The following is a 26,966-nucleotide window of genomic DNA, read 5'->3' as shown; positions in this document are numbered from 1 at the left end:
GTACCCACCGTTCCGTTCGCATGGGCGAACTCTACGGTCGCGCTCCCTTCGCTCGCCGCTCCGTGACGCGGGCTGGGAGCAAGCGAGGTCGCTCGTTCGCTTCGCTCACCGCTCGAGCCGCTCGAGTTCCCGCTTCGGTGGCGAGCGGGTCGCGTCGTTACAGTGCCGCCCGGAGCGAGGCTTGGAGGTCGAGATGATCGTGTTCCACGCAGCCGCAGCCGCAGCCGCAGGCGCGAGCGGAGCGAGCGTCGAGGCTCCCCGGCGGGAGCGCGAGTCGGCGAGCCGGAGGCGAGCCGGCGAAGGAGCGAGCGCATGACCGTGCGTGCGTCCGTTCACGTCGCGAACATCGGTGTCGGCGCCGGGCTGTCGGTGCTGCGGAGCGTCCCGAAGCCCGGAAGTATCGCCGGTCTCCGTCGGGCGGAGGTCGCGATCACGGCGCCGCTCAGCGCGTCGTTGCTCGCGCAACCCGACTTCGGCCGCGTCGCGTTCATCGGGTTCTGGGACGACGACGCGTCGGTCGACGGTTTCGTCGACTCCCATCCGCTCGCGGCGAAGCTCGCGGGCGGGTTCCGCGTGCGACTCGAGCCGTTGCGCGCGCACGGCGCCTGGCCGGGGTTGCCGAGCGAGACGCCGACCGCGCGCACCGTCGAGTCGACCGGGCCCGTTGCCGCGCTCACGCTCGGTCGGCTCCGCGTCAGCCAGACGATCCGCTTCTTGAAGACGAGCGCGAAGGCGGAAGCGCGCGCGCTCGACGCGCCGGGCCTGATCTGGGCGTCGGGACTCGCGCGGCCGCCGTTCGTCTCGACCTTCTCCCTTTGGGAGAGCTCCCGCGCGCTTGCGACCTACGCGTTCGGGCGCGGCGAGCCCGCGCATCCCGAGGCCGTCGCGGAGGGCGACCGCAAGTCGTTCCACAAGCGCCAGGCCTTCATCCGGTTCCGTCCGTACGCGGCGGAAGGCCACCTCGACGGGCGCAATCCGCTCGCCGAGCACGCGCTCGCCGCGCCGGCGGTCTGAGGACGAGCCGCGGGAACGGGCGGGTCGCTTTGCGGCCCGCCCGACTGGTCGCGTGAGGCGTCAGGAGGGCGAAGCTTGCGAGCCCGACCCGGAAATATCGAGCGGTACGCCCTGCGCCGCGGACTCGAGCGCGGTGAGCAACGACGCGAGCACCGCGCGCGCCTGCGTACCCTCGACCAGGAGCTCACCGTCGCCGGTGCGGAACCATTCGATCCCGTTCGCCGCCATCGCCGCGAACGCGTCGGGCGGCTCGTCGCCGAGCGCGTGGTACGCGTGCATCTCGCCGTCGCGGTACACGACGACCGCGGGCTCCTGCACGCCGTGCCCGCTGATGCGGTTGCAGCGCGCGTAGCCGCGCGTGCCCGTCACCTCGACGCGCTCGTCGTCGGCGTAGTAGTCGGAGCGGTAGTACATGTCGCCCGCGAGCACGATGTCGAGCACGGTGCGCACGCCGTTGTGGTGCTCCCACACGAAGGTGGCGGGCACGTCGAGCACGAACCCGCCGGGAAACTCGGTGCGGCGGATCCAGCCGAACACGCGTCGGATCGGACCGAACAACCAATGCGCGACCGCGAGCTGGTGCCAGCCGTGGTCGAACGTGAGGATGCCGTGGCCGTCGGCCGCCTGCGCGAACTGCCACTCGTAGCTCGCGGGGTTCACGTCCCAGCCGCCGCGCGCGGTCGCGACGATCTTCATGTGCAGCGCCTGCGGAGGTCCGATCTCGCCCGACTCGACGATCTCCTTGAGCTTCGTGAGCGGCGGGAAGCACACGTAGTCCTCGAGCACGCGCAGCACCGCGCCGGTGCGCTGCGCGGCTGCGATCATGCGGTCGGCGTCCTCGAGCGAGCGCGCGAGCGGCTTCTGCACCTGCACGTGGAAGCCGGCGTCGAGGCACTGGGTCACGACCGCGCAGTGATACGGCGTGGGTACGAGCACGTCGACGACGTCGGCATCGAGCCGCAGCAGCTCGGAGAGGTCGGTCGTCGTCGCCGCCTTCGGAAACCGCTGCGCCCACGGCTCGATGCGTGCGGGGTCGAGGTCGCAGAGGCCGACGATCTCGACGTCGGCGCGCGTCTCGTACGGCGGCAGGCAGAGCTCGGCGATCTGGCCGAGACCCACGACCGCGACGCGCACGGGCCGATCGGTGATCGGCAGGGGAGTGGGCATGCCGCAGTATTGCGGACGGTCAGCCGGTGGCGACGAGTGCGAGCCCGACCAGCGCGACGAGCAGCCCGACGCGTTGCGCGCGGCGGAGCCGTTCGTGATCGACGCGCCACGCGAGGATCACCGTCATCCCCGGTGCGAGCGACACGACCGGCGCGACGAGGCTCAGCAGATCGCGTCGCACCGCGACGACGAGGAGCGCGGTCGCGGCGACGTCGAACACGCCCGCGCCGACCGCGAGTCCGCGTGCCGAGCCGTGCGGCAGCGGGACGTCGCGCGTCCGCCGGAGCCACGAGCACGCCACGCCCGCGAGCACGAACGCCGCCAGGCGGCCCGCGAGCACGGGAACCTGGCCCGACCTCGACGCCGTCTCGGCATACAGGACGAGCGACGAACCGAGCGCGGCGCCCGCGCCGACCGCCTGACCCACGCCGAGCGCGAGGCCGCGCGCCGCCGACGCGCCGGGCTCCAGTGCGATGAGCCCACCCGCGCCGACTGCGAGCGCGACGCCGACGAGCGCGAGCACCGACGGGCGTTCGCCGTGCGCGAGGCCCCAAGCGACGGGTACCAGCGCGCCGACGACCGCGGTGATCGGCGCGATCACGCCCGCGGAGTAGCGCGCGAGGCCGCGGTAGAGGAGTCCGAGTCCGACGACGTTGACCGCGCCCGCGAGCGCGCCGTACACGATGTCGTGCGGCGCGGGGTGCGACGCGACGAACAGCACGAGGATCGCGGCGCCGACGACGCTGCACGCCTGCGACACCGCGAGCACGCTGATCGTCGGCGTCGTCGACGACGCGCGCCCGCCGACGAAGTCTCCCGATCCGAACGACGCGGCGATGATCACGCCGAGGAGGACCGCCCCCACGTCAGCGCGGGGTCAGGGGCGCGTAGCGCGCGTGCACCTGCTCGCAGTACGTCGCGCAGCGATCCGCGAGCGCGGCGTCGTGGATCTCGAGGAGGTTCTCGGCGTTCATCTCGCCGGAGTGCGAGCAGTTGTACGAGCCGGTCAGCACCCAGTCGTCGCAGACGACGAGCTTCGCGTGCATGTAGTCGTGCGTCGCGTTCGGCGAGTAAGGAGTCGAGGGCTTCGCCGCGACCTTGCCCGACGCGACGACGCGCTCGTAGAGCGGACCCTTCCACGTCGCGCGGCCGTCGTCGCGCCACTGCTGCAACACCTGCCGCATCTGCGGCCCGTCGACCGTGATGAGCATGTCGTTGCCGTCGTCGTCGACGAGCTCGGCGAGCGTCGCGAGGATCGGCGACGACGTGATCACCGGCGAGCAGATCCGGATCCGCTCGCGCGCCTGACCGAGATGCGTCGCGACGAGCTGGCTCATCTTGCGGCCGCGACCGGGAGAGAACAGCACGCGGATCTCGGTGCCGTTCGGCAACGTCGCCGGGTCGTCGTCGAACGTACCGGTGTGATCGACGTGACGCTTCGTCCAGAGCTGCTCGAAATCGCGCGTGTACGCGGCCGCGAGATCGGAAGACTCGACCGTGACGACCAGGTTCTCCATGCGCGTCCACGCGTCGCCGGTCCAGTTCGTCGAGCCCGTCCACACCGTCTCGCCATCGCGCACGACGTACTTGTGGTGCATGAGGTCGGGGATACCGGGGATCGGCTCCGATGGCACCGCGGCGGCGAGCTGCTTCAACAGCGACGGCCCTTCGGGCGGCGGCGGCACGACCTGCGACTTGTGGTGCACGTCGTTGTAGACCGCGCGCACGCGGACGCCGCGCGCTTCGGCCGCGTCGAGTGCGGCGATGATGCGTGTGCCGGTGTCGTCGTCGAAGTGCGCGTCGTAGACGGCCAGGTCGAGGGTCGTATGCGCCTGCGCGACGAAGGCGAGCAAGCGATCGGCGGTCTGCTCGGCCGGCTGCCCGCCGTCGGTCAGGAAGTCGAGCTCGATGGGCGCCACGGCGCATCACCCTTCCAGACCGCGGCGCGCGCGTGCATGATGCGGACGCTCAACTCGTCGGAAGCACCGCTTCGAGTGCGTACGCGGCGGTCGTCGACGCGATGCCGAGGAAGGTCGCGCCCGCGAACGCGTGCAGCGCGGCACCCGAGCCCGCGTAGTGCGCGCCGCCGAACGAGAACACGCCGCCGTCGGATGCGACGAGCCAGTAGCCGCGGCCGGAGGCGCTCGGGCTCAGCGCGACGATCGGTTGGTTGAGCCGGAGATCGCCGGTCGATCCGAAGAAGCGCGCGTCGCCGAAGGTGAAGACGCCGCCGTCGGATGCGACGAGCCAGTACCCGTGCCCGGTCGGCGTCGCCGCGATCGCGACGATCGGACGGTTGAGGTGCAGGCCGCCGGTCGAGCCGTAGAAGTGCGCGTCGCCGTAGGAGAAGACCCCGCCGTCGGCACCCGCGAGCCAGTAGCCCCGCCCGGACGGTGTCGCCGCGATGCCCACCACGGGCGCGGCCGGTGATCCCGCGACCGAGCCGAACCACGGAGTGCCGGGCGCCGCGATCACGCGCCCTTCGGGCGTGGCGAACCAGATGCGCGTGCCGTGGAGCGCGCTCGCGCCGGCGACCGGCGCGTCGTCGACCCATGCGCTCGCAGAGATTGCGGGCCGCGGTGTGCCGAACGACTCGACGACCGGCGTCCCGCCGTCGAACTCGCGCAGCGTGTCGAACAAGAGATCGGCGAACGCGCGCGCACCCGCGGGGCGAAGGTGCGGGCCGCGGCCGAGGAGCCCGCCCGGCGTTCCTTCCGACACGGTCGACCAGTTCGCGAGCCGGAGGTTCGGCCAGCGCTGCGCCGCGGCGACGAGCTGCGCGTTCGCGGCCGGGACCCACGACGCGAACGGCGTCATCGTGTACCAGACGACGTGGCGCACGCCGACGAGCTCGCGCATGACCGCGTCGATACGGGCCGCGAAGATCGACGGCGTCATGCCGTCGTTGTTGCCGAGCGCGACGACCACGACCGGCGGGAGCGGGCGCGCCGCGGCGAGGATCGCGGGGCCTTCGCTCGTCGGGCGACCGACCTTCGCGTCGATGGCGACCGACCATCCGCGCGCGGGTGCCGCGGCGAAGATCGCGGGCGCGGCGCCGACGGTGACGCTGTCGCCGACGATCAGCACGCGGCGCGCGGTCGTCGTCGCCTCGGCGCGCGCCCCGGGCGCGAGCACCGCAACGACGACGAGCAGCGCCGTCGCCCATGAACCTCGTCGCCCCATTGCGCCCGCCCGGATCGCCCGGCCGGGGAGTGTGGCGGGCCGTCGACGGACCGGTCAAACCGCCCAATCCGGTCGGGCCGCAACGCCCGCCGGGGTGCCGATCTCGGCGACCTCGGCGAATCTCGGCGAATCTCGGCGATTCAGGCCCGGAGCGCTCGGAGGTCGGCCAGGACCATGTCCGCGTGGGCGTTGACGTCCTTGACCTCGTAGCTCTTGGCGATCACGCCGTCGGGATCGATGAGGTAGCTGAAGCGCTTCGCGAACTTGACCTTCTCGGTGCCGGGATCACGCGTCTCGTAGGCGACGCCGACCTGTTCGTCGAAGTCCGAGAGCAGACGGAACGGGAAGTCGAACTTCTCGCGGAACGCCCGGTTCGCGTCGGGCGCGTCGAAGGAGATCCCCAGGATCTCGCAGTCGAGTCCGGCGAAGTCGGGGGCCTGATCCCGCAGGCCCTTGCCTTGGATCGTTCAGCCGGGGGTGTCGGCCATCGGGTACCACCACAGCAGCACCCAGCGGCCCCGCAGGTCGGCGAGCCGAACCGGGCTGCCGTCTTGATCGACGACTCCGTCGAGCTCGGGCGCCGGGGTTCCCGCGGTCAGCATCGACACAAAGCCTACGCCCGCGAGCGCGTCAAAGCGACCAACCCGGCAGTAACCCGAGCTCGCTGCACATTGGTTGCGCTTCGACGTTGCGACCGTTCCATGCGATCGCGTCGGGCGACTCGAGCAGCCAGCGGCACACCTTGCCGACGACCGCGGCGGGCGCTCCGAGATCGGCGTCGAACCCGAAGTCGCCCATGTCCTGACGGATGCGCTCGGTCGCGATGAAGCCGGGCTGCACGCCGAAGGCGCGGATGCCGCGCGGCCCTTCTTCGACTGCGAGCACGCCCGCGATGCGGTGTTGCGCGCCCTTGCTGATCGCGTAGCCGAGACCCCAACCGCCTTCGCCCGCGGGTGCGGGCGGGTCCTCGTACGCAACGCCCGACGTGATGTTGACGACGGTGCCGCCACCGCGCCGGACCATCTGCGGCACGAGCGCCTGGATCAGCACCACCGCCGCGAGCGCGTTCGCTTCGAGGTGATCGCGCAACACGGAGATCGGCGTCTCCAGGATGCGGTCCATGTGCCCGGGCCCGACGTAGCGGCCGTTGTTCACGAGCGCGTCGACGCGCCCCCACGCGTCGAGCACGTGCTCGGCCGCGGCGGTGAGCGTCGGATGATCGAGCAGATCGCCCGGCACGACGAGCGCGCGCCGACCCTCCTTCTCGATCAGGGCCGCGGTCTCGTCGAGCGATCCCGGCAGCGGTGTCGTGTCGGACCGCTTGAGTGTCGAGCTGTGCTCGCGCGCTTCTCCGTCGTGCACGGTACGAGCGAGGATCGCGACGTCGAAGCCCGCGGCCGCGAGCTCGAGCGCGATCGCCTTGCCGATGCCGCGGCTCGCGCCGGTGACGAAGGCGACGGGTACTTCGGTTGCTGTTGGTTCGGTCACGCCCGCGATGATGCGTCGCCGGGACCGCCTTCGAGCAACCCCAGGCGCGGTTCGGCTTCGAGCAGGCGCCGCACGACGGGCGACGGGTTGCGGATCACGAGCGAACCACGCTCGTCGGCCGCCCACTGCGCAGCCTCGACGATGACGCGCAACGCGGCCTCGTCGAATGCGGTGACGCCGGCCATGTCGAGCACGATCCGGTGGTGCGCGCCGACGAAGGACTCGAGGATCTCGGCGAGGTCGTCACGGCCCTCGACGTCGATCTCGCCGCTCATCCGGATCGTCGAGTCGGAACCCCGCGACTCGGATGCGTACGCCGGCGCCATCCTGGCCAACGTAGCGAGGCCGTGACGTCGTTGTCACACGCGCGCGACGTGCTGGTTGCGGTCGGCCGGCCGCCCTACCGGGCGAGCCGGGTTCCCATCGCTTCGAGCACCGGCCGGCAGCCGTCGTCCCGCGCCGCGCCGCGGAGGAGCTCCGAGTTGCAGACGCGCAGCTTCGCGAGGGCGTCGGGGTCGCGTGCGATCGCGATCGGAACGAACTGGCCGATGTCATCGTCGATGTAGCCGACGATCGGTCCCGGCGTCGTGCCCGTGTCGTCGTAGACCGGGATGCCGGGCTTCGTCGGGTCGGGCGCGAACGCTTCGTAGTCCGACTTCAGCTCGCAGCCGACATCGGAGGTCGAGCGGCTGTCGACCGGGATGCAGTCCGGCAGGTCGTGGAAGGTGCCGTTGGCCGACACCGGGGCCGCCGGCGGCAGCGGTGCTCTCGGTGTCGACGGTGCGGACATCGACGGTGCGGCCGTCGTGAGGGTCGAGCGTGCGATCGCGCTCTCGCTCTCGCGAGTACGACGTGGACGCGGCCGCAGCGCGACACCGACCAGCGCGACGGCAACGAGCAACGTCACCGCGAATCCGACAGTGAGCACGCGTCTCGTCGTCGTGGCGACGTCCTACGTCTGGTCGAACTCCTCGCGGAGCTTGTGCTTCATCACCTTGCCCGTGGCGTTGCGGGGGAGCTCGACGACGAAGCGCAGGACGCGGGGGCGCTTGTAGTCGGCGAGCCGTTCGGCGCAGAACGCCTTGAGCTCGTCGTCGTCGAGTGATTCGCCCGGCTTCAACACGACGAACGCGCCGACGTCCTCGCCGAGCACCGTGTGGGGCACGCCGACGACGGCCGCTTCCTGCACCGCGGGGTGCTCGATGATCACCGCCTCGATGTCGGTCGCGTAGATGTTGTTGCCACCGCGGATGATCATGTCCTTGATACGGCCGGAGATGTAGATGAAGCCGTCCTCGTCGGTGTACGCGAGGTCGCCGCTACGCAGCCAGCCGTCGGTCGTCCAGGTCTTCTCGGTCGCCTGGTCGTCCTTGTAGTACTCGCGCTGCTTGCCCGGGAGCTTCACCAACAGCTCGCCGACGGCGCGCGGCGCGCAGTCCTCGTCGGTCTCGGGGTCGACGATGCGCACCTCCATCGGCGGCATCGGCTTACCGACCGAGCCGAGGCGGTTGCGGATCTCCTCCTTCGGCATCGTGATGTACGCGGGCCCCGCTTCGGTGAGGCCGTACGAGTTCGACACCGTCGCCTGCGGCATCTTGTCCTGCAGCTTCAGCAGCGTCGGCGGCGCGAGCGGCGCGGAGCCGATCGACACCGCGAACGGTCCCGAGAGATCGGCGTCGTCGAAGCGCGGGCTCGCGGTGACGAGCTCCGCCATCGCCGGCACCATGAAGATCATCATCGGCTTGCGCTGCTCGACGACGTCGAACCAGTGGTCGACGTCGAACTTCGGCATGTAGAGCGCGCACAGCCCGAGCTTCATCGGGTTGAAGATGAACGACATGCCCGCGAACGTGAAGAGCGGCGCGCCGTGCAGCCACCCGCTGTTCGTCCACGCGGGTTCGCAGTTCGGCATCATCGCCACGTCGCGGTGGCGGACGACGACACCCTTCGGCAATCCCGTCGTGCCCGACGTGTACATGATGTCGGCCATGTCGCCCCGCTCGAGCGGCACCTGCGTGTCGCTGCGGTCGAAGTCGTCGATGACCGACCACGGCTCGACACCCGCGCCTTCGCCGTCGGGGCTGAGGATCGCGGTGAGCGACGGCAGGTCGGCGCGCACTGCCTCGACGTGCGACAGCATCGGTGCGGACGTGACCATCGCCGCGATCTCGGCGTGCCCCAGGATCGCGCCGAGCTCGCGCTCCGACAGGCGCGTGTTCGTCGGCACGCACACCGCGCCGGCCTTGTGGATGCCCGCGTAGGCGACGATCCAGCTCAGGCAGTACTCGCTCGGCATGTAGACCGAGACTCGGTCGCCCTTCCGCACGCCGCGCGCGGTGAGCCACCGCGCGACCTGGTTCGAGCGCTCGTCCCACTGGCGGAACGTGATCAGCTCTCCCGCGTCGAGATCCTCGTACGCGGGGTCGTCGGTGTGCGCCTCCGCCATGAAGCGGAGTTGATCGACGAGCAGCGGGCCCTGCGGCGGCATCGTCCTACTTTCCGAATCCCATGCGCGGCACCTTGGTGCGCCGCCCTGCGAACAGCTCGTCCTTCGCCGCGATCAGGGCCTCGGGCGTCCAGCGCGCGCCGCCCTCGTGGTGGAGCTCCGCGACCATCTGCCAGCCCTGCATCAGATAGACGTTCGGGCCGAACACGATGAAGACCTGACCCGACACGTCGGCCGCGGCGTCGCTGGCGAGGAACACGACCATGGGCGCGATGTTGTCGGGGTCCCACTCGGGCCCGGTCATGAACTCGCCCGCGACGTCCATCGTCTCGGTCATGCGTGTCTTCGCGCGCGGCGCGATGCAGTTGGCGGTGACGCCGTAGTTCCGCAGCTCGCGCGCGAGCACGAGCGTGAGCGAGAGGATCCCGCCCTTCGCCGCCGCGTAGTTCGCCTGACCGGGCACGCCGTCGAGTCCCGACTCGCTGACGGTGTTGATGATGCGCCCCGACACTTCCTCGCCGGCCTTGGCGCGGTCGCGCCAGTGCTCGGCCGCGAACCGGCACGTGCAGAAGTGACCCTTCAGGTGGACGTTGACGACCGAGTCGAAGGTCTCCTCGTCCATCTTGAAGCTCATCGCGTCGTGGATGATCCCGGCGTTGTTCACGAGGATGTCGAGGCGGCCGTACTCGTCGACCGCCTGCTGGATCAACGCCTCCGCGCCGGCGAAGGTCGCGACGTCGTCGTTGTTCGCGACGGCCCGGCCGCCGGCCGAGCGGATCTCCTCGACGACCGCGTGCGCAGGACCCGAGTCCTGGCCGCCGCCCTCCATCGCGGAGCCCACGTCGTTCACGACCACACGCGCGCCGTGCTGCGCGAGCAGGCGCGCGTGGCCGCGACCGATGCCGCGGCCCGCGCCGGTGACGATCGCGACTCTGTCGTCGAGGATTCCCATGAAGTGTCGTGCCCGATGGCCGCGCGCCCTCGACGCGACCGGCCGGACCGGGCGCCGAGTCTCGCCCTGACACGCGCGTCAGGTCAACCAGGTCGCATCACCTCCTCGCGCCGCGGCAGCACGAGCCGCTCACCGGGATAGATGAGGTTCGGGTCGTGTGAACGCAACGATTCGACGTTCGCGGCGATCAGCGCCCGCCAATAGGGCGCGATCGCGCTCGGTCGATCCGAGCCGAGCGCTCGTCGCGCGATCAGCCACAGGTTGTCGCCGGGCACGACGACGACGGTGGCGGTCGTGGTTGCCGGGCCGGCGCGTGCCGGTGGATCCGCGGGCGCGGGCGCGGGCGCGGGTGCCGGCGTCGGGCTCGGCGGATCCGCGGGTGGAGGCACGCGCGGCACCGGCCGATCGGGGGCCGCGGTCACGACGGCGCGCGTCCCACCGACCCGGCTCGTGGAGGTGAGCGCGGCGGCGGGCCGGACCGAGCCGACCGCGAGCGACACGCCGAGCCCGGCCACGACGAGGCGGTCGAGGAGTCGCCGCAGGCTCCGGGGCGTCGCGAGGTCGAGCGCGAGCCCGGCCCGGCCGAGGGGGAGCAGCCGGCGCGCGAGGGAGAGGACGGTCGCGAGCAGCAGCCACGCGCCGAGCACGAGCCCGATCAGCCGCGCGGTCGCGGCGACGAGCGTTTCCGTCGGCGCGCTGCGAATCCAGGCGCGGAGGTGGTGGAGCGGGAGCGCGAAGCCCGGCGCGCGGCCGACGCGCACGAGCAGCAGCACGGCCCCGACCTCGCCGGCGACGAGCCCGGCGGTGCCGATCGCGGCCCGGATGCGAGGTGCGCTGATCATGCGCCGAAGATAGCATCACGCTGTGACAAGATGTACCAAGATGATGAGCACGACGTTGGGCGAGCCGTGAGCCGCGACGGCGAGCCGCGCGAGCCGGACGAGCCGTTCGAGTCGAACCAGCGCGACGACCGCGACGACCGTGACGAGCACGACGAGCCGAGCGAGCCCCTGATCGGTCGGGGCCGGTCGGGGAGGGCGCCGGCGCCCGCCGACGAGATCGGCGCCACGGACCCGCCCGCGCCGCGCGCGATCCCGCGCCCGCAGCTCGAGCCCGCGCGCCGGCTCGCGGCGGCGTGGACGCCCGCGCGGGGGCGGCTCGGTCTCGGCATCGCGCTCGTTGCCGGGCTCGCGGTCGCGTGGTTCGCACTCGCGCCGCGGCCGACACCGGTCGCCGTTCCCGCGTCGACGCCCGACACCGCCGCCGAGCCGACGACCGTTTCGCGGCCGCCGCCCACGCAGCCGCCGACGACCTCGAAGCCGGTGCCGCCCTGGGTCCCGCGTGCGATCGCGTCGACGTGTCACGCGCGCACGACCGCCGCCGATGCCGCGCGCCTCGTCGTCGACTGCGCACCGGGGCGCGGTGTCGCGACGCTCCGCTACCGCGAGCTTCCGAACGCGACCGCGCTCCAAACCGCGTACGAAGGGCAACGCAGAGCGCGGCACAACGGCACCGGTCCGTCGCGCTGCGCGAGCGGGCGCAACGACGAGCGTGCGTGGTCGAGCTCGAGCACGCCGGCGACCGCCGCGGGCCGCTATCGCTGCTCCCGTCCGCACGCCGCCGCACGGATCGAGTGGACCGACGACGCACTCGACGTCGTCGCGACGGCGACGCGCACCGACGGCGACCTGCGCTCGCTCTATGTGTGGTGGACGACGGTCCCGGGACCGGTCGAGCCGGCGCGAGCCCGGTAGCGTCGCGAGCGATGAGGCCGGAGCCGCATGAGTGAAGAGACCGAGGGGCGCTGGGAAGGGTTCGACCCGCACCTCATCGAGCACCTCCGTCGCGCGCATGCGGACACGCCGCTGCACAAGGTCCTCGGCCTCCGGATCGTCGACGCCGATCCCGGTGTCGTCATCGTCGAGATGCCGGTCGCGCCGGGCGCCTTCAACGCGTCCGGCAACCTGCACGGCGGCGCGATCGCGACGCTGATCGACGTCGCCGCCGGCTCGTGCGCGGCCCGGTCGAGCAGCTTCAAGCCCGGTGAGAACACGATCGTCACCGCCGACCTGCACGTGCGCTACCTCGGCCGTCCGAAGGGGAACATGGTCCGCGCGGAGGCGCGCACGATGCGCGCGGGGCGGCAGCTGATCGTCGTCGAGATCCGCGTGCTGGACGACCTCGACAACCTCATCGCGGTCTCGGACTTCTCGGCCATGCTCGTCCCCCGCCGCGAGCCGCTCCCACAGAGCGAAGGCGACGCCAGCCTCCCGGATCTGTAGCAACCACCAAGGCGGTCCATGACCGCAAGCGCGCGCTTTGGTAGGTTCCCGACCGTTCGTCCGACGGTACGGGGGAGTCGACATGGAGATCTTCCATCGCTACGGCCTGTGGGGCGGCATGCGCATCGCCCACGTCATGTTCGCGGTGATGTGGATGGGCCTCCTCTGGTTCTTCAACTTCGTGCAGACGCCCGCCTACGCGGAGATGGAGCCGTCGGCTCGCAACAACGCCTTCGACAAGCTCACGTGGCGGGCGTTGTGGTGGTTCCGCTTCTCCGCGATGTTCACGGTCGCGAGCGGCATCCTCGTGCTGCTCATCGGCGGGTTCAGCAGCAGCGATCCGTACCAGAGCGCGTTCTGGAAGTCGCCGCCGGGCATGGGCATCGCGGCCGCGATCCTCTTCGCGCTGATCATGCTCTACAACGTGATGTACGTGATCTGGCCGAACCAGCAGATCGTCATCGGCAACGCGCGCAACGTGCAGGGCGGCGGTGAGGCGAACCCGAACGCGCCGGCGGCGGCGCGACTCGGCGCGATGGCGTCCCGTCAGAACACGATCTTCTCGTTCACCGTCTTCATGTTCATGGTGGGGACGCAGCACTTCTTCAACGACGGCACGCACTTCAAGCCCGAGCCTGCGGCCGGTGTGCGCGTGCTCTATTACATCGTCCTGCTTGCGATCGCGATCGGCTTCGAAGCGAAGGCCCTCGGGAAGATCGGCGGTACCGCCGCGGGTGGCCTCAACCAGATCTACGACACGCACCAATACGCGATCTACACCGCGGTCGGGATGCTGGTGTTCTTCTACCTGTTCTTCGAGATCTTCTTCCGGGTCTGATCGACTAACGGCCGACCGGGCCGAACAACCGATCTGCGATCCGCGAGCGCTGCTCGCTGGTCCCGCCGAAGAACGCGTCGTTCGACTTGGCCCGCTTCACGTAGAGATGCACGTCGTGCTCCCACGTGTAGCCGATGCCGCCGTGGATCTGGATGCCTTCCTTGCCGAGGAGGTGCTGGCAGTCGCCCGCGGCGGCCTTGGCGACCGCGGTCGCGAGCGTGCGGCGCTCGTCGTCCTCGGCGAGCGTGAGCGCGGCGAAGTAACCGGTCGCGCGCGCCCGTTCGAGCGCGATCACCATGTCGGCGAACTTGTGCTTGATCGCCTGGAACGAGCCGATCGGCACGCCGAACTGGTGCCGGCTCTTGGCGTAGTCGAGCGTGACGTCGAAGATCGTCTGGCACGTGCCGACGGTCTCGAGCGCGAGCGCGACGACCGCTTCCTCGAGCGCGCGCCGCACCGCCGACGCCGCGTCGCCGGCGCTTCCGAGCACGCGTTCGGGGCCGACGCGCACGCCGTCGAGGACGACATCGTCGATGGCGCGGCTGCCGTCGATCGCTCGAATCGGATTCGTGGTGACGTCGGCACCGGGTACGACGACGACCGTGATGCCGTCGTCGCCTTCGGTGCCCGCGAGCCGCACGACGACCGCGAGCTCGTCGGCGCCACGGGCCTCGATCGCGAAGCGCTTCGTGCCGTGGAGGACGTAGCCGTCGCCGTCGGGTGTCGCGGTGGCGGTGACGGCGGCGGGATCGGACGAGCCGCTCGCTTCGCTCAACGCGAGCGCGCCGCGCACTTCGCCGCGCGCGACTGCGCCGAGGAACTTCGCCTGCTGCTCGGCATCCGCGGTCTCGCGGACGATCGGCACGTACTGCGTCACCGTCGCGAGCAGCGGGCCGGGGGCCATCACGCGCCCGAGCTCCTCGGCGAGGATGCCCGCTTCGATCGCGCCGAGCCCGATGCCGCCGTGCTCCTCGGCGGTCGTGAGCGCGGGCCAGCCGAGCTCGGTCATCGTGGCCCAGAGCGCGTCCGCCGGCTCGCCGGTCTCGACCACGGAACGGGCCAAGGCGACCGGGCTCTCCTTCACGAGGACGGCACGGATGCTGTCGCGCAGCTCCTCCTGGTCCCGGCTGAACTCGAGCTCCACGGTGCTCCTGGTCGGGCTCACGGCGACCCGCCGATTGGCGGGTACGCAGTGCTGACGAAGGCGTCAGGTTACCGGTCGGCGCGGTGCCGGCGTCAGTCCGGACCGAGGTCGGCCGCGAGCGCGCGCCGGTCGATCTTCTCCATCGCGGTGAGCGGGAGCGCATCGCGCAGCGACAGCTGCTCGGGCAGCTTGTAGGCCGCGAGCTCGCCGCCGGCGTGCTCGCGCAGCTCGGCGAGCGTCGGCGGCGCGGCCGGATCGCGCGGCACCACGACGGCGACGCCGACCTCGCCCATCACGGGATCGGCGCGCGGCACGATCGCGATCGCGCCGACCGCGGGATGGCTCGACAGCACGCCTTCGACCTCGACGGGATACACGTTGTAGCCGCCGCGCACGTACATCTCCTTGCTGCGGCCGACGAGCCGGAGACGACCGCGGTCGTCGACCCACCCGAGGTCGCCGGTGCGCACGAAGCCGTCGCCGGTGAACGCGGCGCGCGTCGCCTCGGGATCGCGCCAATAGCCCGACATCACCGCGTCCGACTTGAGACACACCTCGCCGATCTCGCCTTCGGCGACCGGATGGTCGTCGCCGTCGAGCACCGCGAGCGCCACGCTCGCGTGCGGACGGCCGACGCTCACGACCGCGTCCTCGTCGGGATCGTCGAACGCGGTGCCGAGTCCGATGCCGGCCTCGGTGCACGAGTAGCGCGTCGCGAGACGCGCTCCGAATCGCGCGCGGGCTTCCTCCGCGAGACCGGGCGTCACGGGTCCGCCGCCGACGATGATGTAGCCGACGCTGTCGAGGTCGTACGCGTCGAAGTCGGGTCGGCGCAGCATCAGCGCGATCTGCGCCGGCACCCCCGCGACGGTCGTCATGCGCTCGCGTGCGAGCAACGCGAGCGCGTCGTCGGCGCGCCAGCGGCGCATGATGAACGTCGTGCCGCCGCGGCGCAGGCTGCCCGGCAGCTTCGTCATGAAGCCGAGGTGCGCGAACGACGTGCCGCTGAACGAGCGACCCCCGCCGTCCCACGTGTCGCCGACGTCGGTCTGCGTGATGAACGCGAGCTGGCGATTGCCGTACTGCGCGCCCTTCGGAATGCCGGTCGTACCCGACGTGAAGATGATCGCGACCGCGCGGTCGGGGTCGTCGTCGATCGACGGTGGCGCTTCGTTCGCGACGCGCAGCTCGTGCAGCACGGTCAGCGCGTTCTCGCCGGCGGCGATCTCGATCGACTCGTACGTGTCGGGCGCGAAACCGTGCGCCGCGACGACGAGACGCGGCGCCGCGCGCTCGAGCACCGCATCGCGCTCACGGGCCGACAGCCGGTCGTTCACGCCCGCCGTGATCGCGCCGAGCTTCGCGGCAGCCAGATAGCAGAGGAGGTACTCGGGGCCGGGTGGCAGGACGAGCGCCACGACGTCACCCGTGGTGATGTGACGACGCTGAAGGCCGACGGCGAGCTCGTCGGAGATGCGGTCGAGATCGGTGAACGTCAGCGGCCAGCCGGACTCGCTGACGTAGGCGGTACGATCGGCGAAGCGCCGGGCGGCCGCCGCGGTCGTCGCCGGGAGCATCAGTCGCCTTTCACGGTCATTGCGGGAGTGGGCCGGTGGCCGAAGCGTACAAGTCGAAGGGGAGCGGCTCGGGGCGACGCGCGGCCCTGAACTCCGCGCCCGCGGTCGGTGGACCCGCGCAGGGGCGCGAGCTGCGCGCGCAGGGCCGCAAGACGATGGCGAAGCTGCTCGACGCGGGCATGAAGGTGTTCGCGGAGAAGGGCTTCCACGCGGCGCGGGTCGACGACATCGTCCGCACCGCGCGCGCGTCGCACGGCACCTTCTACCTCTACTTCGCGAGCAAGGAAGACCTGTTGCGAGCGCTCGCGCTGCAGTGCTCGGAGCAGATCGAAGGGCTGGCGAGCACGCTCGGCGCGGTGACGCCGGACGCCGCGGGCTGGCAGGAGCTGCGGCGCTTCCTCGACGACTTCCTCACCACGTACGCGCGCTACGGACCGGTGATCCGCGCGTGGATGGAGGACCACGTCGACGACCGGCAGGTGAACCGGCTCGGTGTCGGCGCGTTCACCGCGATCGCGACGACCCTCGGTCAGCGCATGCACGCCGCGGGCGCGTCGGGCACCGAGGTGTCGGTCGCGGCGCTGATGGCGCTGCTCGAGCGGTTCGCCTACTTCCGCGTGTCGCGCGGTCTCGACTTCGACCAGACGGTGATGCTCGACACGCTCACGTCGGTCCTGCACCGCGGCTTCTTCGGCGCTCCCGCCCTCGCCGCGTCTTAGTGCTTTAGTGGTACTGCGTTATCGGCGTATCGCCGGATAACGCAGTACCACTAGCCGCTGGTGACCGTCGCGGAGAGGTCGGCGGTTCCGGTTCCGGTGCGCAGGGGATCGAACACGACGGTCCAGGTTCCGTCGGAGACGGTGGTCGCCGGCAGCGTGACCGCCGTGCCGCAACCGCCGCCGTGCGCGACCGCGAAACCGCCGGTGTTCACGAGCCGCAGCAACTCGGTGTTGCTGCACTTGTTCGCGATCGTGAGATTCGTGAGCGAGACCGCGACCTTCTCGCCGGGCGACCCTTCGAACGTGAAGACCGCGCGCTGGCCCGGCGCGGTGATGTCGACCGGCACGACGGTGCCGTCGAGCGGCAACGTTTCCGTCTGGTCGTCGAACGTGAACACCTGGAGTGTCCCGCTCGTCATCGTGCAGGCGCCGATCTTCTCGATGAACAACTTGTACGTGCCGCTTTGCGTGCGCGGGACGGCGTTCATGTAGCCGACCGTTCCCTTGACTGCGGCGTACCCGACCTGGGTGTCGTCCGGCGCGCGCAGGAACAGTTGCGTGGGTTGGTCGCAACGGTTGACGTACCGAACCTTCGAGAGCAGGACCGAGATGGCCTGGCCACTCGGCGCCGAGAATGTCAGGTTGGCGTTCTGCCCGGGAACCATCGGGATCGACCGCTTCGATCCGTTCGGAGTGATCGTGCCGAAGTCGGTGCTGAACTGCCAGAGCGAGACGGTCGCGCTGAACGGGCGATCGAGGCTCTCACCGACGACGAGTGTCCACGTGCCGGTCTGGTCGAGCGTCTGTCCCGGCAGGAAGCCGCCGCCGGTCGTGCCGAACGCGGTGCCGTCGGGCCGCTCGAGTGACTCGATGCCGTAGCCGTCCTGCTCGTGGAACTGCGGGTCCATGACCAACGACGACGCCTGCTGACCCGCGGTACCCGAGAACGTGAACCGTGCGACCTGACCGGGCGTCTCGAGGTTGATCGGCACGGGCGCGCCGTCGGTGCCGATCGTGCCGCGCACGTCGACCGGGTGGTACAGCGTGACTTGTAGCGGCTTGCCGTCGAAGCCGACCAGCTGCAGGAAGTAGAGGCCCGTCGACGGCAGATCGATCGAGTTCAGGAAGCCGCCCGCCCCGATGCACGTCTTGTTCGGACCGATCGGATTACCGGTGCTGTCGAGGAATGCGGCGGTCACCTGGCACTGCTGGTTGATCGAGCCGCCGGTGACAACGGCCGCGTAGTGCGCGTCGGATGCGCTCCTGAAGCCGAACCAGAAGTTCTCGTTCGTGCCGTGCGGCCACTTCACCGGCAGCGCGTTGGCGTTCGGCGTGATGCTCAACGGTCCGCCGCTGCTCGTGACCGCGAGCGTGGCCTGACCGCTCGCCGATGGGGCGGCCTGGAGCGTGAGGACGTAGCGGCCGTCGGCGGGAACGTTCGCGACGCTGACCGCGCCGGTGCGTCCCGCGCACACCGGACCCGCGAGCACGTGGTGGTCCGGTGCGCGCAGCGTCAGGTGCAGGTCGCAGTCGGCGAACGTCCCCGACTTCACGGCGAAGGTGAGTTGCTCGCCGGTGATCGCCATCACCGCGGCGCGCTTGGTCACGCCCGCGGTGTTGAAGTTGAACAGCACCGCGGGACCGTTGGGTGAGATCGGCACCTCGGGCGACAATGTCTTCGCGCCCGCGCCCGTCGGCGCGACGAGCGGCACGAAGCTCGCCGCGATCACCGCGCTCACCGCTACGACCAATGCCAACCGCCCGTTGCGCATCGGAGCTCTCCCACGTCGCCGGTCGTGCCCTGAGCGCGACCCTAGAACGTGGTCGCCCGGCCCGTCAGGTGCGGGTGGTACTGCGTTATCGGCGTATCGCCGAAGAACGCAGTACCACTAAGCGCGGGGGGCGGTGCCGAGGATCACGGTGCTGGCGGAGGAGAACCAGCCGCCGGTGCCGTGCACGCAGCAGAGGTCGGCCTTCTCGACCTGACGACCGTCGGCTTCGCGCCGCATCTGGCGCACCGCTTCGACGAGCAGGAACATGCCCCGCATCCCGGGATGGCAGTGCGAGAGCCCGCCGCCGTCGGTGTTCGTCGGCAGCGCGCCACCGACGCGCATCTTGCCGTCCTCGACGAACGCGCCGCCTTCGCCCTTGCCGCAGAAACCGAGCGCCTCGAACGTGAGCAGCACCATCGGCGTGAACGCGTCGTAGATCTGGCAGAGATCGATCTCGGCGGGCGCCACGCCCGCGCGCTCGAACGCGAGCTGGCCGGAGCGCAGCGCGGGGGAGACCGTGAAGTCCTCCCACTCGCTCATCGTCGTGTGGTCGGTCGCCTCGCCGGTGCCGAGGACCCAGATCGGAGCCTTCGGCAGATCGCGCGCGCGTTCTTCAGAAGTCAGCACGACCGCGCCGCCGCCGTCGCTCCGGATGCAGCAGTGCAGCTTCGTGAGCGGGTCGGCCATCATGCGCGAGCTCTGCACGTCGTCGATCGTGATCGGGTCGCGGTAGTAGGCCTCGGGGTTCAGCGACGCGTTGTACCGCGACGACACCGAGATCTCCGCGAGCTGCTCGATCTTCGTGCCGTACTCGTACATGTGCCGGCGCGCGGCCATCGCGTACTTCGAGATGAGCGTGTGCCCGAAGGGCACGTCGAACTGCACCGGCCCGCGCGCGCCGAACGAGAGGTTCGCGCCGCGCCGACGCGCCTTGAGATCGGCGCGCGCGGTCGAGCCGTAGACGAGCACGACGACCTCGGCCTCACCGTGCGCGATCGCCGCGGCCGCGTGCCCGACCATGAACTCCCACGTGCTGCCGCCGACACCGGTGCCGTCGGCCCACGTCGGTCGCAGTCCCAGGTACTCGCCGATCTCGACGGGTGAGAGCAGCCCCATGCCGCTCGAGCCGAGGCCGTCGATGTCGTCCTTCGTGAGCCCCGCGTCGGCGATCGCGCGACTCGCGGCTTGGTAGTGCAGCTCGTAGGGCGTCTTGACGTCGACGCGCCCGATGTCGGACAACGCCGCGCCGACGATCGCGACTCGGCGGTCCACGCGCGGCTCCTTCGGTTCCGTCTCGGGGGCGACGAGCGCGCGCTACGCGCGCCGCTGCGCGTCGATCCCGGGGTTCTCGCTCTGGAAGTGATAGCGGTTGAGGATCCGGCTGATGTCGATCGGGTCCCACTGCTTCGGCGAGCCGTCCTTCTCCTTCGCGAGGAACTGCTCGCCCATCGTCCAGGGCTTGTAGACGCAGAGGTTGTTGCCGACGACCCGCAGCACCTGACCGGTGACGTGCAGGGCGAGGTCGGACGCGAGGTACACGACGCCGGGCGCCGAGTTGCCCGGGTTCATCGCGTCGAACTCCGTGTAGTCCTCGGGGTTCTTGATCTCGATCTTCATGGCCTGGCCGACCATGCGCGTCGCGCCGCCGGGGCCGATGCAGTTGGCGCGCACGCCGTAGCGGCTGAGCTCCAGGCTCGCGATGATCGTCATCGCCGCGATGCCGGCCTTGGCGGCGCCGTAGTTGATCTGGCTCGCCTGACCCTGCAGGCCTGCGCTCGACACGGTGTTCACGATCGAGGCACGCGGCTGGCGGCCTTCCTTCGACTCGTTCCGCCAGTACACCGACGCGTGGTGCATCGTGTTCCAGCAGCCCTTCAGGTGCACGGCGATGACGGCGTCGAAGTCGCCTTCGCTCATCGAGAACATCATGCGGTCGCGCAGGATGCCGGCGTTGTTCACGAGCACGTCGAGCCGGCCGAACGCGTCGACCGCGGTGCCGATGATGTTCTTCGCACCCTCGAAGCTCGACACGTCGTCGTAGTTCGCGACGGCCTCGCCGCCGCGACCTTTGATGACGTCGACAACCGTCTCGGCCGCGGTCTTGTCGGCACCTTCACCGGTGACGGATCCGCCGAGGTCGTTCACCACGACCTTGGCGCCGTGGTCGGCGAGCGCGATCGCCTCGCCGCGACCGACGCCGTTGCCCGAGCCGGTGACGATCGCGACCTTGCCGTCGAGAATGCCCATCTGTGCGCGCTCCAGTTGCGAGAAATCTGACAGTGGTGTCAGGGTATCGGCCCGGTCGCGAGGCCGCCAAAGTGAGGAGCGCGCACGGACATGCCTGTCGATACGAGCGTGATCGGCACGAAAACCGGTGCGTGGCGCGTGACCGTCGACCGCGCGCCGGTCGCGAACTTCGCGCGCGTGCTCGGCGACAAGACTCCGGTGCTCGCCGATACACCCGCGCCACCGACGTACTCGTTCGTGATGGCGCACTGGGGCGCGTACCCCGACGACCAGCCACCCGATCCGAGCGGCGGCGCGAACCCGATGCACAAGATCATGGGCGAGCTGCACGCCAAGGGCGCGCTCGTGCTCCACGGCGAGCAGGAGTTCGACTATCACCGCCCGATCGTGAGTGGTGACGTGCTCGACGGCGCGCAGTCGATCACCGACATCTACGAGAAGGAGACGGACGCCGCGACGATGACGTTCGTCGTCATGGAGACGCGCTGGACGGACGCGAACAGCGGAGACCCGGTCGTCACGGAGCGGTTCAACCTCATCGCGCGTCTGCGCAAGTAGCCCCGGAGGCCACGAAACATGGGTCGGTTGCAGGACAAGGTCGCGATCATCACCGGCGCGGGGCAGGGCATCGGCCTCGCCTACGCACAGCGGTTCCTCGCCGAAGGCGCGAAGGTCGTCGTCGCCGAGATCAACGAGGAGCGCGCTGCGAGCGCGATGAAGGTGCTGCAAGCCGACGGCGGCGACAACGTCGCGCTCGTGCAGACCGACATCTCGAGCCCCGACTCCGCGCAGGCGTGCGTCGACGCAACGGTCGAGCGCTTCGGCACCGTGCACATCCTCGTGAACAACGCCGCGCTCTACTACGACATCGACAACTTCGACACGAGCTACGAGTATTTGCTGAAGGTGATGGGCGTGAACCAGCACGGCACGTGGCTCATGGCCCGCGCCGCCGCGCCGATCATGGCGAAGCAGCATTACGGGCGCATCATCAACCAGTCGTCGGGTGCCGCGTACGCGTATCAGTTCCCGTCGTTCGGCGACGACTTCACCGGACTCGGCAACTACAGCTACAGCATCACGAAGTGGGGCATCGTCGGACTCACGAAGTTCCTCGCCGCGCAGCTCGGCCAGTGGAACATCACCGTGAACTGCATCGCGCCCGGTGTGACGATGACGGAGGCGACGAAGAAGATCGTCCCCGACATGTTCATCTCGGGCATGACCGCGCAGACCGCGATGAAGAGCACGCTCGAACCCGAGGACCTCGCGGGCGCGTGCGTGTTCTTCGCGAGCGACGACGCCAAGTTCGTCACCGGCCAGACGCTCGTCGTCGACGGTGGCCTCGCGATGCCCGCGTAGCGAATGAGCTCGACGCTCGCCATCGGTCCGGTTGCCGGCGCAGTCGCGCCGGGCTGGGAGCCGGTGCGCGACGCGTTCGCGAAGAACTTCGAAGCGCGCGACGAGGTCGGCGCCGCGGTGTGCGTGTACCACCATGGCCGGCCGGTCGTGGATCTCTGCGGCGGCGTCGCCGACATCGCGACGAGCCGGCCGTGGACCGACGACACGATCGTGCTCGTGTACTCGATGACCAAGGGCGTGAGCGCGGTGTGCGCCAACCTGCTCGTCGAGCGGGGCGCGCTCGACCCCGACGCGCCGGTCGCGTCGTACTGGCCCGAGTTCGCCGCCAAGGGCAAGGGCGACATCCCCGTGAAGTGGGTGCTCTCGCACCAGGCCGGGCTCGCGGTGATCGAAGCCGACGTCACGCTCGAGCACGCGCTCTCGTGGACGCCCGTCGTCGACGCGCTCGCCGCGCAGCCGCCGAACTGGGAGCCGGGGACCGCGCACGGCTACCACCTGCGTTCTTACGGCTGGCTGGTCGGTGAGATCGTGCGGCGGATCGACGGCCGTACGATCGGGCGCTTCTTCGCCGACGAGATCGCGGCTCCGCTCGGTCTCGACTTCTGGATCGGGCTGCCCGAATCGGAGGAGCCCCGCGTCGCGATGCTCGTGCCGCCGCCGGTCGAGTTCCGTGAGCTCATGCGCACACTGCCGGACACGATGCTGCTCGCGCGCGCGACGACCGGACCGTCGGGCCTGTTCAACTACGACGAGATGTGGAACCGGCGTGAGCTGCGCGCGTGCGAGCTGCCGTCGTCGAACGGGGTCGGCAACGCGCGCGCGGTCGCGAAGTTGTACGCGTCGCTCATCGGAGAGGTCGACGGTCGGCGCACGCTGCGCGCGGAGACGGTCGCGCGCGCGACCGAGTGTCTTGCGCGCGGTCCCGACGCCGTGATCCTCACGGAGACCGCGTTCGGCCTCGGGTTCATGCTCGGGCCGACGCTGCCGACCCCGTGCGGTCCGCGCGCGTTCGGGCACGGCGGCGCCGGTGGGTCGGTGTCGTTCGCGGATCCCGATGCGGGGCTCGCGTTCGCGTACGTGATGAACGATCTGCGCTTCGACATGGACGGTGATCCGCGAGGCGAGTCGCTGGCGCGCGCCGCGTACCGGTGCCTCGCCGGCCTCGGCTGATCAGGTTCGCTAGCCCAGCGCGAGCTCGGCGCTGACCGCAGGAGAGAGCCCGTCGTAGCGCTGCAGGCCGGTTTCGCCGACCCGGCCTTCGTACACGGTCTCGCCGTCGGTGGCGACGATGGTGCCGTCGTCGGCGACGCGCACACGGGTGGCGCGGCCGATGCGCGTCACGGAACGGTTACCCGTGAGTGACTGCGAGAAGAGCTCGTCGCCGTCGCCGATCCACGCGAGCTGCAGCCCGTCGGGCGAGATCGCGGCGTCGGCGCCCGCGATGTCGCCGATGGTCGTCGTCACGCGCGTGGTGACGTCGAGGCGGCGCAGCTCGACCTGGTCGGAGAAGAGGACCGTGTTGCCGCCGGAGCCGGCGACGGCGATGGGACCCGCGTGCAGAGTGGTGAGGAGCTGCGTCCGTCCGGACGCGTCGACGAGGGAGAGCGTCTGGCTCGTTGCGTCGGTGCGCACGACGACCAGACCGTCGTCGACGGCGGCGACCGGTTTGGCGGTCGTCATCAAGATCCCGATCGCGCCGGTCTGCGGGTCGTAGGTCTCGGCCCGCCACTGACCACCCGGCGCGCTTCGCGCGATCCACGCGTCTCGGCCGCCGGCGGCCGCGAACACCTGGGTTCCTGCGTCGACGACCTTCGCCTCGGAGGCGCCGTCGCGGATCAGGTCGACGATGCCGTTGCTGCGCACCACGAGCCATCCACCCGTGACGCGCGCGATGGAGCGCGGACCCGCAGGGTTCGGTTCGTAGCCCCCGACCGCGATCGTCCGCAACGCGAAGGAGTGGAGATCGAGCACGTCGACCGCGCCGTCGTCGGCCGCTACGAGGTGCAGGCCGGCGCGCGGCGGTGGCCGATCGTCGGTCGCGATCGGACCGAACCGACCGGGACGAGTGGTCGGCGGCAGCGCGCCGATCGTCGAGTCGCCGATGACGCCCGCGCTCGCGCCGAGATCGAGCGTGACGCGTGCCGAGCTGATGCTCGCAGTCTCGGGATCGACGACCGCGAGCCGGCCGTCGCCGGTTCCCGCCGCCGGCGCGAGCACCACGTACGCGCCGTCGGCGGTCCAGGCCACCGTCGCGCCGGCGCCGTCGTCGGTCCCCGGACGCGCGGGCGCGGTGATGTAGCCGGTCGTCGAGATCAGCTGCGTGTGCTTCGTGTGGAGGTCGGCGAGCTCCATCGACGTGGCGCGCGTGATGTTGTTGTCGGGCACGACGATCGCGAGGCGGCTGCCATCGGGCTCGAAGTACGCGACGGTCCCGGCGAGCGCGATCGGGTCCGGGTGGTTCACGAGCTGGATCCACGACGTCGTCGCGCCGGACGCGACCTCGGTGACGTGCACGGGGCACCGCAACACGCCGCAGTCCTGGGTCGACAGCCAGGCGACGCGGTCGCGGTGCACGCCGATGACGGTGGCGTCGGGCGGCAGAAACGGTCGTGCGGCACCGGCGGAGGTCGTCGACTGGAGCAGGTACCCCCGCTCCGCCGTCTGTTCGAGCAAACCACGGCGCGTCGCGCCGATCGCGGGCGCGTCGGTCGTGACGATCGCGCGGTGGAGGCGGCTGGGTCCGCCTGGAACCTCGGTCGCACGGAACTCGTTCGCGAACCACACGTAGCCGGGCTCCGCCGCCGCGAACGCGCTGTCGGCCTGCACGTGGTGCGCGACGCCGTCGGTGAGGGTGAACCAGAACATCTGCCCGTTCACGCGCACGGCGACCGTCGTTCCCGACGACGCGACGAGTGTCACCGGTCCGGGAGGTAGGCCCCTGATCGCCGGCACACCGATCGAACCGGTGTCGGTGTCGACGACACGGAGCCCGTCGTCGCCCGCGGTGAGCACGCGCGCGCCGACGCGGAACGAGAACAGACCGCCACCGTGGAGACGGATCACTGCCTTCGTCGCGTCGCTCGTCGACGCCGACGCGCCGCTGGTGCCGTGGTGATGTGACCGGCCCGCGACGACGGAGATCACGAGCCCGACCACGACGACGAGCGCGACGATCGCCGGCCACCGGCTGCCGCGTGCGCCGGGAGAACGCGGACGATCCGTCGACTCGACAGTGGACGCGGGCTCGAGGTCGATGATCTCGAGCGAGTCGAACGCGTCCTCGTCGCCGCGGCTCACGAGCGCGAGTGTGGCGCGCCGGGCGTCAGCGCGAGGCGCGCGGAGACTGATCGAACGGCATATTGCGGTCGACACGCGGCTCCGACGGCAGACCTAGCACGTGCTCACCGACGATGTTGCGCTGGATCTCGTCGGTGCCACCCCGGATCGAGAGCGACGGCGCGGTGAGGAAGAGCGTCTGCCACTCGCCGTTCCGCGCGCCGGCGCCCGCGACCGCGGCGGGGCCGAGCAGCGCCAGTGCGGCGTTCGTGAAGTCGCGGAACGCGGCGGCCGCGCGCAGCTTCTGTCCCGAACCCTCGGGTCCGGGACGGCCGGCCTTCGCTCGTGCTCGCGCGCGCCGGACCGTGAGCGCGGCGACGCGCAGCTCGACGACGACGCGCGTGAGCTGCTGGCGAACGAGAGGATCGGTGTGGAGTCCGAGCTCGCGCGCGAGCGCGACGAGTCGCTGCTCGTCGAGCCACGCGCCGCCGGGCGTCGCCACACCACCGCGTTCGTGCGCGAGCGTCGTGAGCGCAACCTTCCATCCGCCGCCGACCGGTCCGATGCGGTCGCGATCGTGCACGCGCACACCGTCGAGGAACACCTCGGTGAAGTGCGTGTCGCCGTTCATCTGCCGCAACGGGCGGACGTCGACGCCGGGCGCATGCAGGTCGAGGCCGAAGGCGGTGATGCCCGCGTGCTTCGGCACCGACGGGTCACTGCGCGCGAGCAGGAGTCCCCGGCGCGCGTAGTGCCCGCGGCTGGTCCACACCTTCTGCCCGTCGACGATCCACTCGTCGCCGTCTTGTCGCGCGCGGGTCGCGAGGCCCGCGAGGTCGGAGCCCGCGTCGGGCTCGGAGAACAGCTGGCACCAGATCTCGGTGCCGTCCTTGATCCCCGGGAGCCAGCGCGCGCGTTGCGCGTCGTCGCCGTGCTCGAGCAGCGTCGGGCCGACGAGCGTGAGGCCGACGAGGAACGGGTAAAGGTCGGGCACCTCGAAGCGGGCGAGCTCCTGCTGCACCATCGCGAGCCGTTCGCCCGACGCGCCCAGCCCGCCGTGTTCTGTTGGCCACGTCGGTACTGCCCAGCCGCCGTCGGCGAGCGCCCGCAGGTACGCCCGCCCGGCCTCGAGATCGTCGCTGCCCGCGCCCAACACCGTCGTCGCCCGGTCGGTGTTTCGGGTTGCCAGCCGCTTGGCCAGCGCGGCCCGCACGATCTGCCGTTCTGATGGGGCGGCGCGCCCGAAACGGTCGGGTTTTCCCATCAGAACCCGCGTTCCGCGGCGACGAGGGCGGCGACCTCGTCGCGGAGGGGGCCCTTCTGCACCTTGCCGCTGGGAGTTCGGGGAAGCTCGGCTCGCAGCTCGAGCCGCTCGGGCCGCTTGAACGGGGCGAGGCCCGCGCCGGCGACGTGCGCGGCGAGCGCCGCGAGGGTCGGCGGCTCCCCGCTCGCGCGCGCGATCACGAACGCGCACGCGCGCTCGCCCATGACGGCGTCGG

At 70.8% G+C, this 26,966-nt stretch carries 27 protein-coding genes; 8 read left to right on the top strand and 19 right to left on the bottom strand.

The features are described from left to right. Positions 1-312: 312 nt before the first annotated feature. Complete coding sequence (locus tag VH914_21960; GenBank protein HEX4493883.1) at positions 313-1,014, top strand: spheroidene monooxygenase; 702 nt, start codon at positions 313-315, stop codon at positions 1,012-1,014. Between the two features lie 60 nt (positions 1,015-1,074). On the opposite strand, the gene VH914_21955 is transcribed toward VH914_21960, so the two are convergent. From VH914_21955 to VH914_21905, 11 genes are all read right to left on the bottom strand, one after another. Then, a complete protein-coding gene (locus VH914_21955) occupies positions 1,075-2,181 on the bottom strand; it encodes a Gfo/Idh/MocA family oxidoreductase (protein HEX4493882.1) in 1,107 nt (368 codons plus the stop codon). Between the two features lie 19 nt (positions 2,182-2,200). Next, positions 2,201-3,046 (bottom strand): EamA family transporter, encoded by an 846-nt coding sequence (locus VH914_21950; GenBank protein ID HEX4493881.1) that lies wholly within the window; start codon positions 3,044-3,046, stop codon positions 2,201-2,203. A 1-nt stretch (position 3,047) separates the two neighbouring features. Next, positions 3,048-4,100, bottom strand: a complete 1,053-nt coding sequence (locus VH914_21945; protein HEX4493880.1) for a phospholipase D-like domain-containing protein — start codon at positions 4,098-4,100, stop codon at positions 3,048-3,050. Positions 4,101-4,149: 49 nt separating this feature from the next. Further along, positions 4,150-5,364, bottom strand: coding sequence for a hypothetical protein (locus VH914_21940; GenBank protein ID HEX4493879.1), 1,215 nt, complete (start codon positions 5,362-5,364; stop codon positions 4,150-4,152). Between the two features lie 467 nt (positions 5,365-5,831). After that, the gene (locus tag VH914_21935) at positions 5,832-5,966 is read right to left on the bottom strand and encodes a redoxin domain-containing protein (GenBank protein ID HEX4493878.1); all 135 of its coding nucleotides are present in this window, start codon (positions 5,964-5,966) and stop codon (positions 5,832-5,834) included. A 28-nt stretch (positions 5,967-5,994) separates the two neighbouring features. Then, the gene (locus tag VH914_21930; GenBank protein ID HEX4493877.1) at positions 5,995-6,852 is read right to left on the bottom strand and encodes an SDR family oxidoreductase; all 858 of its coding nucleotides are present in this window, start codon (positions 6,850-6,852) and stop codon (positions 5,995-5,997) included. Continuing rightward, the gene (locus VH914_21925) at positions 6,849-7,178 is read right to left on the bottom strand and encodes an STAS domain-containing protein (GenBank protein HEX4493876.1); all 330 of its coding nucleotides are present in this window, start codon (positions 7,176-7,178) and stop codon (positions 6,849-6,851) included. Before VH914_21925 ends, VH914_21930 begins: the two co-directional genes overlap by 4 nt. 74 nt (positions 7,179-7,252) lie before the next feature. Further along, on the bottom strand, positions 7,253-7,780 hold the full coding sequence (locus VH914_21920) for a hypothetical protein (GenBank protein ID HEX4493875.1): 528 nt from the start codon (positions 7,778-7,780) through the stop codon (positions 7,253-7,255). Positions 7,781-7,804: 24 nt separating this feature from the next. Next, positions 7,805-9,340, bottom strand: coding sequence for a class I adenylate-forming enzyme family protein (locus tag VH914_21915; GenBank protein ID HEX4493874.1), 1,536 nt, complete (start codon positions 9,338-9,340; stop codon positions 7,805-7,807). A 4-nt stretch (positions 9,341-9,344) separates the two neighbouring features. Next, positions 9,345-10,250 (bottom strand): SDR family oxidoreductase, encoded by a 906-nt coding sequence (locus VH914_21910; GenBank protein HEX4493873.1) that lies wholly within the window; start codon positions 10,248-10,250, stop codon positions 9,345-9,347. Between the two features lie 83 nt (positions 10,251-10,333). Continuing rightward, positions 10,334-11,092, bottom strand: a complete 759-nt coding sequence (locus tag VH914_21905) for a LysM domain-containing protein (GenBank protein ID HEX4493872.1) — start codon at positions 11,090-11,092, stop codon at positions 10,334-10,336. Between the two features lie 66 nt (positions 11,093-11,158). Here VH914_21905 and VH914_21900 point away from each other — a divergent pair, with 66 nt between their 5' ends. The 3 genes from VH914_21900 to VH914_21890 all read left to right on the top strand — a co-directional run bounded on the left by VH914_21900 (position 11,159) and on the right by VH914_21890 (position 13,370). Continuing rightward, positions 11,159-12,004 carry a hypothetical protein gene (locus VH914_21900; GenBank protein ID HEX4493871.1) on the top strand — a complete coding sequence of 282 codons (846 nt, stop codon included), beginning with the start codon at positions 11,159-11,161 and terminating at the stop codon, positions 12,002-12,004. Between the two features lie 27 nt (positions 12,005-12,031). Next, entirely contained in the window at positions 12,032-12,532 is a 501-nt protein-coding gene (locus VH914_21895) for a PaaI family thioesterase (protein ID HEX4493870.1), read from the top strand. 82 nt (positions 12,533-12,614) lie between these two features. Next, positions 12,615-13,370 carry a hypothetical protein gene (locus VH914_21890; GenBank protein ID HEX4493869.1) on the top strand — a complete coding sequence of 252 codons (756 nt, stop codon included), beginning with the start codon at positions 12,615-12,617 and terminating at the stop codon, positions 13,368-13,370. Between the two features lie 4 nt (positions 13,371-13,374). Here the strand turns inward: VH914_21890 and VH914_21885 are convergent, their stop codons facing one another. Together VH914_21885 and VH914_21880 are read right to left on the bottom strand one after the other, a co-directional pair. Further along, a complete protein-coding gene (locus VH914_21885) occupies positions 13,375-14,514 on the bottom strand; it encodes an acyl-CoA dehydrogenase family protein (GenBank protein HEX4493868.1) in 1,140 nt (379 codons plus the stop codon). Between the two features lie 92 nt (positions 14,515-14,606). Next, positions 14,607-16,091, bottom strand: coding sequence for a class I adenylate-forming enzyme family protein (locus VH914_21880; GenBank protein ID HEX4493867.1), 1,485 nt, complete (start codon positions 16,089-16,091; stop codon positions 14,607-14,609). A 35-nt stretch (positions 16,092-16,126) separates the two neighbouring features. Here VH914_21880 and VH914_21875 point away from each other — a divergent pair, with 35 nt between their 5' ends. Next, entirely contained in the window at positions 16,127-16,810 is a 684-nt protein-coding gene (locus VH914_21875; GenBank protein HEX4493866.1) for a helix-turn-helix domain-containing protein, read from the top strand. A gap of 50 nt (positions 16,811-16,860) precedes the next feature. On the opposite strand, the gene VH914_21870 is transcribed toward VH914_21875, so the two are convergent. The 3 genes from VH914_21870 to VH914_21860 all read right to left on the bottom strand — a co-directional run bounded on the left by VH914_21870 (position 16,861) and on the right by VH914_21860 (position 20,829). After that, positions 16,861-18,582: a hypothetical protein gene (locus VH914_21870; protein HEX4493865.1), complete on the bottom strand. Its 1,722-nt coding sequence runs from the start codon at positions 18,580-18,582 to the stop codon at positions 16,861-16,863. A gap of 117 nt (positions 18,583-18,699) precedes the next feature. Beyond that, the gene (locus tag VH914_21865; GenBank protein HEX4493864.1) at positions 18,700-19,854 is read right to left on the bottom strand and encodes an acetyl-CoA acetyltransferase; all 1,155 of its coding nucleotides are present in this window, start codon (positions 19,852-19,854) and stop codon (positions 18,700-18,702) included. A 42-nt stretch (positions 19,855-19,896) separates the two neighbouring features. After that, entirely contained in the window at positions 19,897-20,829 is a 933-nt protein-coding gene (locus VH914_21860; protein ID HEX4493863.1) for an SDR family NAD(P)-dependent oxidoreductase, read from the bottom strand. 90 nt (positions 20,830-20,919) lie between these two features. On the opposite strand from VH914_21860, the gene VH914_21855 reads away from it, so the two are divergent. From VH914_21855 to VH914_21845, 3 genes are read left to right on the top strand one after another with little or no spacing between them, the layout of a single operon-like run. Further along, the gene (locus VH914_21855; GenBank protein HEX4493862.1) at positions 20,920-21,387 is read left to right on the top strand and encodes a MaoC family dehydratase N-terminal domain-containing protein; all 468 of its coding nucleotides are present in this window, start codon (positions 20,920-20,922) and stop codon (positions 21,385-21,387) included. An 18-nt stretch (positions 21,388-21,405) separates the two neighbouring features. Then, the gene (locus tag VH914_21850; GenBank protein HEX4493861.1) at positions 21,406-22,191 is read left to right on the top strand and encodes an SDR family oxidoreductase; all 786 of its coding nucleotides are present in this window, start codon (positions 21,406-21,408) and stop codon (positions 22,189-22,191) included. Positions 22,192-22,194: 3 nt separating this feature from the next. Continuing rightward, positions 22,195-23,361: a serine hydrolase domain-containing protein gene (locus VH914_21845; GenBank protein ID HEX4493860.1), complete on the top strand. Its 1,167-nt coding sequence runs from the start codon at positions 22,195-22,197 to the stop codon at positions 23,359-23,361. Between the two features lie 9 nt (positions 23,362-23,370). Here the strand turns inward: VH914_21845 and VH914_21840 are convergent, their stop codons facing one another. From VH914_21840 to VH914_21830, 3 genes are all read right to left on the bottom strand, one after another. After that, positions 23,371-25,488: a hypothetical protein gene (locus VH914_21840; GenBank protein HEX4493859.1), complete on the bottom strand. Its 2,118-nt coding sequence runs from the start codon at positions 25,486-25,488 to the stop codon at positions 23,371-23,373. Positions 25,489-25,513: 25 nt separating this feature from the next. Continuing rightward, entirely contained in the window at positions 25,514-26,731 is a 1,218-nt protein-coding gene (locus tag VH914_21835) for an acyl-CoA dehydrogenase family protein (protein ID HEX4493858.1), read from the bottom strand. Beyond that, positions 26,731-26,966 (bottom strand): hypothetical protein (locus VH914_21830; protein HEX4493857.1); only part of this gene is annotated, 236 nt, incomplete at its 5' end. The genes VH914_21835 and VH914_21830, both read right to left, overlap by 1 nt.

The organism is Acidimicrobiia bacterium (assembly GCA_036271555.1).
In the GTDB taxonomy this organism is placed as follows: Bacteria; Actinomycetota; Acidimicrobiia; order IMCC26256; family PALSA-610; genus DATBAK01.
Note: the sequence above shows the minus strand (reverse complement) of the source record. Positions and strands in the feature narration are given on the sequence as shown.